We start from the raw sequence: 10,549 nt of genomic DNA on the forward strand, positions 1-10,549 counted from the left end.
GTCACCCCGCCTTCTCGCACTTCGGCTGCGACCAGTCGGAGCTGACCCCGCTGCGCACCACCTGCGCCTGGGCGCACAGCTGGCGGCCCTTGGGGGTGCTGACCACGAGGCCGGTGTCCTTGGCCACCCGGAACGCCGCCCGGGGCAGGTCCGAGGCGATCGGCGCGACACGCACCCGGTACGTGTCGGACTTCTCGCGACCGGAGTACGTCCAGCGGAACCGCACGGAGCCGGGGAGGCCGGCTGCCTCGATCGTCGGCGTCTCCGGAGGGCTCAGGGCGGTGTCGTCGGTCGGCGCTGCCACGGTGGGGGGCGCGGAGGTCGGCGCCGCGTCGGGCGTGTCGCCCCGGCCGGCGAGGGCCCAGGCCCCCACACCGACGAGGGCCGCGACCAGGGCGGCCACGACGCCGATGACGACCCCCGGGCTGATCTGGGTGTGGGTCGGCGCCCCCGGCTGGGCGGTCAGCGCCGCCGCCTCAGGTGTCTCGGTCGCAGCCCGCGCTCGGGCGCGGTCGACCCGGACGGTGCCCTCCTCGGCGAGACCCTCGTCGTGCTGGGGGCCGCCCGCACCGAGGGCCGAGCTCGCGTGGTTCGTCGCGACGGGGGTGGGCGGGGCCGCCGGGATCGCGGTCGACCCGCTGAGCGGCACCGCGTATGCCGCCGGGGCCGGCCGGGCGGGGGCCGGCGCCTGCGCGTGGATCGCCTTGGGCGCCCGGACGCGGGTCCGGTCGTCGTCGGAGCCCTCCCCGGACGGGGCGGTCTGGTCGGCGAGGGTGGTCTGGCCCTGCTCGTCGAGCACCACGATGGCGGTGCGCGGGAACCGCTGCTCCTGCTCGATCTCCTGCAACGCGCGGGCGAAGGCGAGCGCGGTGGCGGGCCGGCCGGCCGGGTCCTTGGCCATGGCCAGGGACAGCAGCCGCTCCAGGGAGACCGGCACGTCGGCGCGACCGGTCGGGGGCACGGGCGTCGCGCGGATCCGCGGCATGAGGGCGTAGGCGGTGTTGTCGCCGCCGGGAACCTCGAACGGCGACCGGCCCACGAGCAGCTGCCACAGGGTCGCGGCCAGGGAGTACACGTCGGCCCGGGCATCGCCGCTCGACTGGCCGAAGAGCACCTCCGGCGGGGCCCAGGGCACCGAGACGCCCACGTCGTCGTCCTCGTCGTGGGCGGCACCGCGGCCGGCGATGCCGAAGTCGGTGAGGCCGGGGGCGCCGTACTGGCTGACCAGCACGTTCGCCGGCTTGATGTCGCGGTGGATGATGCCCGCCCGGTGGGCGGTCTCCACGGCGCTGGCGAGCTGGATGCCCGTGCGCAGCACCTCCTCGACGGTGAAGCGCTCCCGCCGCGCGCGCATCGCGAGGTTCGGCGGCGGGTAGTACTTCATGACGAGGTACGGGCGGCCGTCCGAGGCGGTGTCGGCGCGGAACACCTGGACGATGTACGGGTGGTCCGCCAGCTGGGCCATCGTGTCGGCCTCGTCGGCGAACTGCCGGCGGATCGCGGGGGTGAGCCCCTCCCCCTTGAGCACCTTGACCGCGACGGGCATCCGCGGCATCTGCTGCTCGTAGAGGAACACGTCGGCATACCCGCCCGAGCCGACGGGCTGGACGTACACCAGACCGGGGATGTCCGGTGGCGTCGAGGTGCTCACGCGCCCACCTCGAAGGTCACGCTGACCTCGTCGGCCAGCGTGACGATCGTCCCGGGCTCGATGACCTGCTGGTCACCGGGGCGCAGGCGCACCGGTACCTGCCCCGGCAGCGCCACGGTGGTGCCGTTGGTGGAGCCGAGGTCGCGCACCAGGACGTGCCAGCCGTCCAGGACGACCTCGACGTGGTTGCGGGAGATGTCGTTCTCCGGGCTCGTGACCCGCACCAGGTGGGGCCGGTCGGCGACGGGGAGGTCGGCGTTCACCTTGGGCGAGCGCCCCAGCAGGACCCCGCGGTCGAGGGAGACGACGTCACCGGAGGCCAGCCGCAGCACCCCGAGCGGCGGCCGCGGGGTCTGGAACGGCTGCTGTGGCGGGATCTCCCGCCCACACGTGCGGCACGACGCGGCGTGCGGCGGGCTGGGGTGCCCGGCGGGGCACAGCACGGCCAGCACCAGCGGGCCCGACTCGGGCTGGGCCGCGGCCAGCAGGGCGCTGCGGTCGACGGTGGCCTCGGCGTCGTCGTCGACCTCCGCCGCGGTGGGTGCAGGCGGTGCCACGGGCGGCTGCACCGTGGTGGGCTGAGGGGTGGCGGGCTGCACCGTGGTGGGCTGCGCCGCGACGGGTGGCGCCGGGGGTTCGGGGGAGGGTGCGGCCGTGGGCGCCGGGACCGGCTGCGGGATGGACTGCGCGGGGGGCGTCGGGGTCGCGGACGAGGTGGCGGACGAGGTGGCGACCGGCGCGGGTGGGACCGCACCGGTCGGCCGGAGCGTGGGGGCGGGCGGTGGGGTCTGCACGCCGCCCGAGGCGCGCGGTCGTGCCGGCGCCGGTGGGGGCAGTGGCTCCTCCGGCGGTGCGACGTTCGAGCCACCACTGCGCCACGGGACCGAGTCGATGAGCCCACCAGCCGGAGGCGCCGGAGTGGCGGCGGGCGCGGGGGCAGGCCCCGCCGGTGCCGGAGGTCGAGGGCCGACCGCGCGGGGCGGCTGGGCGGCCCGCTCGGGGGTCGCCCGGTCGGTGTCGGTCGGCGGGGGCAGGGTCTGCGCGGACTCGGGGTGGGCCGGGGTGAAGCCGCCGGCCGCCTCGATCGGGGCTCGTCCGATCCCGGGCTCGGACAGGCTGTCCGTGTCGTGCGCCCCGAGGTAGCGGGCGGCTCCGGCCTCCGGACGCCCGTGCTGGGTCGCGCCGAAGAGGTGGTCGTAGCTCGGGAGGTCCTCGACCTCGTCGACACCGGCGGAGGCCACCGGGGCCGGCTCGGGCTCGGGCTGGCCGCGGCGTCCCAGCCGGCTGGGCAACCTCCAGCCGCCGCGACCGGCGGGCTGCGCTGACGGAGGACCCGCCGGCTCGGGTGCCGGCGTGGGGTCCGGCGCGAGGCCCGGCGCGAGGCCCGGCGCGGGGTCCGGCGTGGGGCCCGGCGCGGGCTCCTGCACCTCCGCCACCCCTGGGCGCAGGTCCACCGCGGTGGTGCCGTGCGGAGCGTCGTCGTCCGCCCACGGGCCGCGCCCTGCGGAGCGGAACTCCTCCTCGACGCCGGGGCCGGACACCACGGCATACGCACTGCCACGGGCCACCAGGCGCAGGGGCGCGCCCTGCTCCACGGCGACGAAGTCGGGCGCCCGGCGGATGCCGTCGACCGTCAGGGCGTCGAGGACCGCGTCGAGGCCCCCGGCGGTGGCAGCCCGCACCCGCTCGAGCCCGGGCGCCTGCGCCTCCCAGCCCACGAGCACGTGGACACCATCGGCTGCCAGGGCGGTCCACCCCGGCTGGTCCTGCACGCTCACCCGGACCTCAGTCACGCTGGTCCCCCGGTCCACTGCGCGGCGCCGTGTCGGCGTCGAAGTCCTCGTCGTCTCCACCATCAAGGGCAACGACGATGGCGGTCACGTTGTCACGGCCTCCCGCGTCGACGGCTGCGCGGACCAGCGCCTCCGCCGCCTGCTGGGGCTCCTCGACCTCGAGGACGACGCGGCGGATGTCCTGGAGGGAGAGCTCGTTGGACAGCCCGTCGGAGCAGATGACGAAGCGCTCGCCGGGGTGTGGCGGGAAGACCCAGAGGTCGGGCGTCGGCATGGTCTCCGTGCCGAGGGAGCGCGTGACGACGTTGCGCAGCGGGTGGCGCAGGGCCTGCTCCTCGGTGATGAGCCCGGCGTCGACCATCTCGCGGACCTCGGAGTGGTCGACGGTGAGCAGGCTCAGCTCCTCGCCGATCAGGCGGTAGACGCGGGAGTCGCCCACGTTGAAGACGGCCCAGTGGTCGGACCCGCCGGCGGACACGACGACCAGCCCGGTCGCCGTGGTGCCCATGCCGGTCTGCTCCGGGTGGCGGGCCACCGACTGCAGGATCCGGGTGTTGGCCAGGGTGAGGGCCGCGACGACGTCCTCGGGCCGCAGTCGTGGGCGCTCGGCGAGCTCGCCGAGGGTCTCGGTGACGATGCGGCTCGCGACCTCACCCGCGGCGTGGCCGCCCATGCCGTCGGCGACGACGAAGACCGACCCGCGGGCGAGGACGCTGTCCTCGTTGTGGCGCCTCACCCGGCCCACGTCGGTCGCCGCCCCGGCGCGCAACGTGAGCCCGGGGTCCTGCGCGGGCGCCGCCGGGTTCACCGGGTCACCCGCACCGTCTGCATCACCTGCTGCACCTGGGGGTACGCCGCCTCGGCGTGCTCGCCACCCACGGACCCCGTCACCTGGATGAGGTCGACGACCTGTCCACGCCGGGCTCCCGCGAACAGGTGGGCCTGCACGACGTCCCCCACCGTCTGGTCGGTCCACGAGACGTTCACCCCGACGAAGGGCACGCCGTCGATCTCGACCTCGAAGGGCGGCTCGACCTCGCCGTCGGGCTGCTGCGACACGAACTGCTGCAGCTCGGCGAGCGCCCGGCCGATGGTGAAGCGCCCGGAACGGGTGAAGCCGCGGATGACGATGTTGGGGGCGAAGCTGCCGTCGGTGGAGGTGCTGCGCGCGGCGATGAGGGTGCCGGGCACCCGCACCGGCGACCAGGCCTGCGGGATGTCGACGGCGACGGCCGGGGGCCCGGGGAACTGCCTGCTGGGGTAGCTCAACGTCTGCATCGTGGCCCCTCCGCTCACGGCTTCCTCCCTCTCATGCTCCGGCCGACGCGGTCCGCCCGCACGACCCCCACAGGCTAGGGACACCCCGACCCGCCCGACATGGGGAGCACTCCCCATCGGATGACCGCCGGGCCAGCCTTCCACATCGGGGCAATCGTGAGAAACCCGCGGCGCGCCACCGATCGGGGAGAAGCACTTCCGCGCCAGGACTGCCCGGCCACCCGGGGACGTCGGGGCTCAGCGCACCCCGGCGGCCCCCGACGGCGACTCCGGCTGGTCCGCCCACCACCGGAGCAGCCGCTCCCGGGCGTCCTCCTTGCCGAGCGGCCCCTCGTCGAGCCGCACGGCCAGCAGGTGCTTGTAGGCGCGCCCGAGGACGGGGCCGGGCTCGATCCCGAGGACCTCGGCGATCTCGTTGCCGTCGAGGTCGGGGCGCACCCGGGCCAGCTCCTCCTGCTCCATGAGCCGCTGGATCCGGGACTCGAGCTCGTCGTACGTGCGCGAGAGCCGGGCCGCCTTGCGCTGGTTGCGGGTGGTGGAGTCCGAGCGGGTCAACCGGTGCAGCCGCTGCAGGAGGGGCCCGGCGTCGGTGACGTAGCGGCGCACGGCGGAGTCGGTCCACTGACCCTCGCCGTAGCCGTGGAAACGCAGGTGGAGCTCGACCAGCCGGGCGACGGCCTTGACCGTGTCCTTGTCGTAGCGCAGCGCCTTGAGCCGCTTGGCCGTCAGCTTGGCGCCGACGACCTCGTGGTGGTGGAAGCTGACCCCGCCGCCGGGCTCGAAGCGCCGGGTGGCCGGTTTGCCCACGTCGTGGAGGAGGGCGGCCAGCCGCAGGACGAGGTCGGGTCCCGGTACGGACTCCTCGGGGCCGTCCGGTGGCCCCTCGAGGGTGATGGCCTGGTCCAGGACGGTCAGCGAGTGCTCGTAGACGTCCTTGTGGCGGTGGTGCTCGTCGACCTCGAGGCGCAGCGCGGGGAGCTCCGGCAGCACGTGTGCCGCGAGTCCGGTGTCGACGAGGAGCTCCAGGCCCGCGCGCGGGCTCGGCGCCAGCAGCAGCTTGGTGAGCTCGTCACGTACGCGCTCGGCCGAGACGATCTCCAGCGTGGCCGCCCGCTCGCGCATGGCCCGCTCCACCTCCGGGGCCACCCGCGCACCCAGCTGCGCCGCGAAGCGCGCCGCGCGCATCATCCGGAGCGGGTCGTCGGCGAAGCTCACGTCGGGGGGGCCGGGGGTGCGCAGCACCTTCCGCGCGAGGTCCGCCAGACCGGCATACGGGTCGACGAACTCCAGCGAGGGCAGCCGCAGCGCCATCGCGTTCATGGTGAAGTCGCGGCGGACCAGGTCGTCCTCGAGGTTGTCTCCGAAGGCGACGACCGGCTTGCGGGTCTGGCCGTCGTAGGCGTCGGCCCGGTACGTCGTCACCTCGACCGTGGTCGCGCCGCGCCGGGCGCCGATGGTGCCGAACTCACGCCCGATGTCCCAGTGCGCGTCACCCCACGCCGCCAGGAGCTTCTGGGACTCCGCAGGGCTGGCACTGGTCGTGAAGTCGAGGTCGGGGGACGGACGCCCGAGGAACGCGTCGCGGACGGGACCCCCGACCAGGGCGATCTCGTGACCGGCCCCGGTGAACAGGTCTCCGAGCTCGGTCAGCAGCGGCACGACCGGCGCGAGGTGCGCGACGGCCTGCTGGAGCAGAGCAGTGCTGGGCTGGGGGGAGGGCACGGGAGACAAGGGTAGGTGACGGCTCGCGGGCGCCCCGCCATCGACCGTGACGGAGGCCACCCGCCCGGACCGGCGATCGACCGGCGGGCTCCCGTGGCTGGTTAGAGTGGCCGCGTGACCTCCCCTGCGCGCGACCCCGAGCGGCTCCCCCGCCGGCTGCCCGCGGTGGAGGAGCGGTCCGCCGGCGGCATCGTCGTCGACGTGCACGAGGGCGTCGCCCGCATTGCCGTCATCGCGCGGCGCAACCGTGCCGGCCGGGTCGAGTGGTGCCTGCCCAAGGGCCACCTGGAGCACGGCGAGACCCTCGCTGAGGCCGCGGCCCGCGAGGTGGCGGAGGAGACGGGGATCGAGGGCCGGGTGCTGACCGAGCTCGGCACCATCGACTACTGGTTCGCCACCGAGGACCGGCGGGTCCACAAGTACGTCCACCACTACCTGCTCGAGGCGACCGGCGGGTTTCTCACCATCGACAACGACCCCGACCAGGAGGCCATCGACGTCGCCTGGCTCCCCCTGGCCGACGCCCACCTCCACCTGACGTTCCCCAACGAGCGTCGCATCGCCCGCGCGGCGTGGACTCGGCTGTCCGGGAGCGGGTGATGCGCGGGTTCCAGGCCTGCCGGGCACTGACGGTCGCCGTCCTGTTCCTGGCGGGAGCGGCGCTGCCCACCGCGCCGGCGAGTGCGGGCGCGGCCCCGCCCGCGGAGAGCACGAGCCCGGCCGGCGCCTCGGCCGCCGGCACCGCGCTCGAGATCAGCGTGTCCAGCATCTCCCCGGCCATCGCCCGGCCCGGGCAGAACGTCACCGTCACGGGCACCCTGGACAACCCGGGCCCGACCGCCGTCCCCGCCCCGCGCGTGCGGGTCGTGCTGGGGGACCAGCCGCTCGCCACCCGCAAGGATGTCGGCGTGTGGGCCGAGGGCACCGGGCCCGCCCAGGGCCGGGTCGTCGGGCAGCAGCAGGTCCGCGCGGCGATACCGCCCTCGGGCTCGGTGGCCTTCCGGGTCGAGATCCCCGGTGCGGCGGGCCTGCGGTCGCCTGCGTACGGCGCCCTGCCGCTGAGCATCGAGGCCGGCGGGTCCGCCCTGCACACGTTCGCCGGGTACCAGCGCCAGAAGGAGTACGAGCCGCTGCGGGTCGCCTGGGCCGTGCCGCTGACCATCGACGGCGAGAGCGACCTCTTCGGCTCCCCCGGCGAGGCCCGTGATGCGGCGTGGTCGCGTGCGCTGGGCGCGGGGTCGCGCCTGGCCCGGGTGGTCGAGGCGACCGAGGCCTCGCCGGTCACCTGGGCGATCGACCCCACGCTGGTGCCGAGCCTGCTGCCGCAGGAGGTCGAGGGTTCCGCCGAGCCGGGTGCGCCCGCCCCGCAACCGGAGAGCGCCGCCGGCGCGCGCACCGCCATGGAGCAGCGGATCCGGGCGTCGGCGACCGAGCACACCCCCTGGGTCCTGCCCGACGTCGACGCCGACCTTGCCGCCGTGGCCGACGCCGGCGGGGGGCTGGCCCTGACCTCCGCGCTCGTCGCACGCTCGTCGAGCGTCGCCTCCGCGCTCGGCGGGCGGGCCGACATCGCGTGGCCCGCAGACGGTCGCCACACCGCGGCCCGCGAGAGCGTCCTCCGGCGGCTCTTCGCCGACCCTCCCCTCGCCGGCCAGCTGGCCGCGCAGTCCACCCTCCCCCTCACCGGTGGCACGCAGGACGCCCACCGCCGCAGCGCGGACGGCCTGCCGGTCCTCGGCTACGACGACGCTCTCAGCGCCCTGCTCGCCCAGACGACCACGCCTGCGTCGGCTGCCCTGAGCACCCAACGCTTCATCGCCGACTCCGCCGCGCTGCTCGACGAGCGCCCGGGCACCCCGTCGCGCTCCGTCCTGGTTGCCGCCCCCCGGTCGTTCGACCCCGACCCCTCCGGTGCCGCGGGGCTGCTGCGGACCGCCGCGTCGATCCCGTGGCTGGACACGGTGTCCACCGACGAGCTGCTGCGCGACGCCCGCCGTGCCGTCCCCATGCCCAAGCAGGTGGGCACCCGCCCCGGCGCGACCACACCCCCCTCCGCGGGGCGGCCGGGCGGCGAGGCCGGGCCACCGGCTGCCCCCCGCGACCCGTATGCCGCGAGCAAGCCGCTGCTCAACCGGGCACGGTTGCAGAACCTCCAGGAGAACCTCCGCACGATTCGCGGCGTGGCCACGATCCGTGAGGACGGCGAGGAGTTCAGCCGCATCTGGGGCCGGGCGTCCGAGCAGCTGGCGTCGACGCGGTGGCGGGTGCCCCCGGCCCGCGCCGAGTGGAGCACGCTGAGCCGCGGCGTCAGCGGCGCGATCGACGAGACGACCCGGAGCATCACCGTGTCGCGCAGCAACATCAACTTCCTGGCCGACACCGGTCGCCTCCAGGTCACCGTCGCCAACGACCTCGACGTCGCCGTCGAGAACGTCAAGCTGACCCTCGAGCCGGCGACCCCCCGGCTGCGCATCGACAGCCAGCCGCCGGTCATGCGCATCGGCGCCAAGAGCCGCGCCACCGCGATCGTCGGCGTCACCACCCTGGCCGCCGGTTCGGTGCCGCTGCGGACCACCCTCACCACCCCCGACGGCACCGTCATCGGCCAGGGCGCCGACGTGGTGGTGCAGGTGACCCCGACCGGCGACTGGGTCTACTGGACGCTCGGCGGGTTCGCAGGGATCATCCTCGTGCTCGGCATCTGGCGGTCCGTGCGACGCAAGCCCGAACCGGTCAATGCGGCCGAGCCCCTCCCGACCTCGCAAGGAACTGCATGAGCAACGCAAGCCTGGCCCGCAACAGCGCGCTCATGGCTCTGGGAACCGTCGCCTCCCGAACCCTCGGCTTCGTCCGGGCCTCGACGCTGGCCGGGGTGGTCGGCATCGGCCTGGCGGCCGACACCTTCGACGTGGCGAACACCCTGCCCAACCAGTTCTACCTGCTGCTGGCGGGCGGCGTGCTGAACGCCGTCCTGGTCCCCCAGATCACCAAGGCGGCGACCCACGACGACGGCGGCCACGAGTTCGTCAACCGCCTGCTGACCATCTCCTTCGCGATCATCGCGGTGGCCACGGTGGTGATCACCGCGGCGGCGCCCTTCCTGGTGCGCCTGTTCTCCCAGGGCTGGGACGACGAGGCCCTCGGCCTGGCCACGGCGTTCGCCTTCATCTGCCTCCCCCAGGTCCTCCTCTACGGGCTCTACACCCTGCTGGGGCAGGTCCTGAACGCGCGCGGCCACTTCGCGGCATACATGTGGGCACCGGCGGTGGCCAACCTCGTCGCCATCGCCGGCCTCGTCGCCTTCCGCTTCGCCTTCGGCACCGAGGTGCCCGTGAGCGAGTGGACCCCGGCCATGGTGTGGGTGCTCGCCGGCACCGCCACGCTGGGGGTCGCGCTGCAGGCGCTGGTGCTGGTCGTCCCGCTGCGCCGCAGCGGCTTCCGCTACCGGCCCGTCTGGGGCTTCCGCGGGGCAGGCCTCGGCTCGGCCTCCCGGGTTGCGCTGTGGACCTTCGCGGCCATCGGCGTGAGCCAGCTGGGCTTCATCGTCACCTCGAAGGTGATGACCCGCGCGGGTGACCTGCTCCACCAGGCGGGCGTCGTGGGGGCCGGGAAGGCCGCCTACGGCATCGCGTTCCTGCTCTTCATGCTGCCGCACTCGCTCATCACGGTCTCCCTGGTCACAGCGCTCTTCACACGCATGTCCGAGGCCGCCCACACCGGCCGCGACCGCGACGTCGTCGACGACCTGAACCGCGGCCTGCGGATGCCGGCCGTGGTCCTGATCCCCGGAACGGTCGCCGCCGTCCTCCTCGGGACGACCGCGGTCCGCGTCGCCTTCCCCCTCAACACGCCCGACCAGGCCGGCGCCATCGCCGCGGTGATGATCGCCATGATGCTGGGCGCGCTGCCCTTCGGGTGGCTCTACCTCGTCCAGCGCGTCTACTACGCGTACGAGGACGCCAAGACCCCGTTCTACCTGCAGGTCGTGGTGACCGTCATCGCCACCGTGGCCAACGTGGTGGCCGCGCTGGTCGACCCCGAGCGCACCGGCGTCGTCGTCGGCCTCGGGCAGACCTTCTCCAACCTCGCGGCCGCCCTCGTCGGT

General features: G+C 75.0%; 8 protein-coding genes. 3 read left to right on the forward strand and 5 right to left on the reverse strand.

The features are described from left to right. Position 1: 1 nt before the first annotated feature. The 5 genes from VIB11_RS01450 to VIB11_RS01470 form a co-directional block, all read right to left on the reverse strand. Positions 2-1,651 (reverse strand): serine/threonine-protein kinase, encoded by a 1,650-nt coding sequence (locus VIB11_RS01450; RefSeq protein WP_332027662.1) that lies wholly within the window; start codon positions 1,649-1,651, stop codon positions 2-4. Continuing rightward, the gene (locus VIB11_RS01455; protein ID WP_332027664.1) at positions 1,648-3,444 is read right to left on the reverse strand and encodes an FHA domain-containing protein; all 1,797 of its coding nucleotides are present in this window, start codon (positions 3,442-3,444) and stop codon (positions 1,648-1,650) included. The genes VIB11_RS01450 and VIB11_RS01455 overlap by 4 nt, the downstream gene beginning before the upstream one ends. Then, the gene (locus VIB11_RS01460) at positions 3,437-4,252 is read right to left on the reverse strand and encodes a PP2C family serine/threonine-protein phosphatase (RefSeq protein WP_332027666.1); all 816 of its coding nucleotides are present in this window, start codon (positions 4,250-4,252) and stop codon (positions 3,437-3,439) included. Before VIB11_RS01460 ends, VIB11_RS01455 begins: the two co-directional genes overlap by 8 nt. Beyond that, positions 4,249-4,740 (reverse strand): hypothetical protein, encoded by a 492-nt coding sequence (locus VIB11_RS01465; protein WP_332027668.1) that lies wholly within the window; start codon positions 4,738-4,740, stop codon positions 4,249-4,251. Before VIB11_RS01465 ends, VIB11_RS01460 begins: the two co-directional genes overlap by 4 nt. Before the next feature lie 219 nt (positions 4,741-4,959). Beyond that, entirely contained in the window at positions 4,960-6,444 is a 1,485-nt protein-coding gene (locus VIB11_RS01470) for a CCA tRNA nucleotidyltransferase (RefSeq protein ID WP_332027670.1), read from the reverse strand. A gap of 114 nt (positions 6,445-6,558) precedes the next feature. Here VIB11_RS01470 and VIB11_RS01475 point away from each other — a divergent pair, with 114 nt between their 5' ends. The 3 genes from VIB11_RS01475 to murJ all read left to right on the forward strand — a co-directional run. Further along, positions 6,559-7,044, forward strand: coding sequence for an NUDIX hydrolase (locus VIB11_RS01475; RefSeq protein WP_332027672.1), 486 nt, complete (start codon positions 6,559-6,561; stop codon positions 7,042-7,044). Beyond that, on the forward strand, positions 7,044-9,221 hold the full coding sequence (locus VIB11_RS01480; protein ID WP_332027674.1) for a DUF6049 family protein: 2,178 nt from the start codon (positions 7,044-7,046) through the stop codon (positions 9,219-9,221). The genes VIB11_RS01475 and VIB11_RS01480 overlap by 1 nt, the downstream gene beginning before the upstream one ends. Then, positions 9,218-10,549 (forward strand): murein biosynthesis integral membrane protein MurJ (gene murJ, locus VIB11_RS01485; protein ID WP_332027676.1); only part of this gene is annotated, 1,332 nt, incomplete at its 3' end. The genes VIB11_RS01480 and murJ, both read left to right, overlap by 4 nt.

The organism is Pedococcus sp. (assembly GCF_036554925.1).
GTDB lineage: Bacteria > Actinomycetota > Actinomycetes > Actinomycetales > Dermatophilaceae > Pedococcus_A.

Bases quoted from the DNA above. Each gene is read 5' to 3' on its own strand.
- VIB11_RS01480 (WP_332027674.1), top strand. From the start codon at position 7,044: ATGCGCGGGTTCCAGGCCTGCCGGGCACTGACGGTCGCCGTCCTGTTC.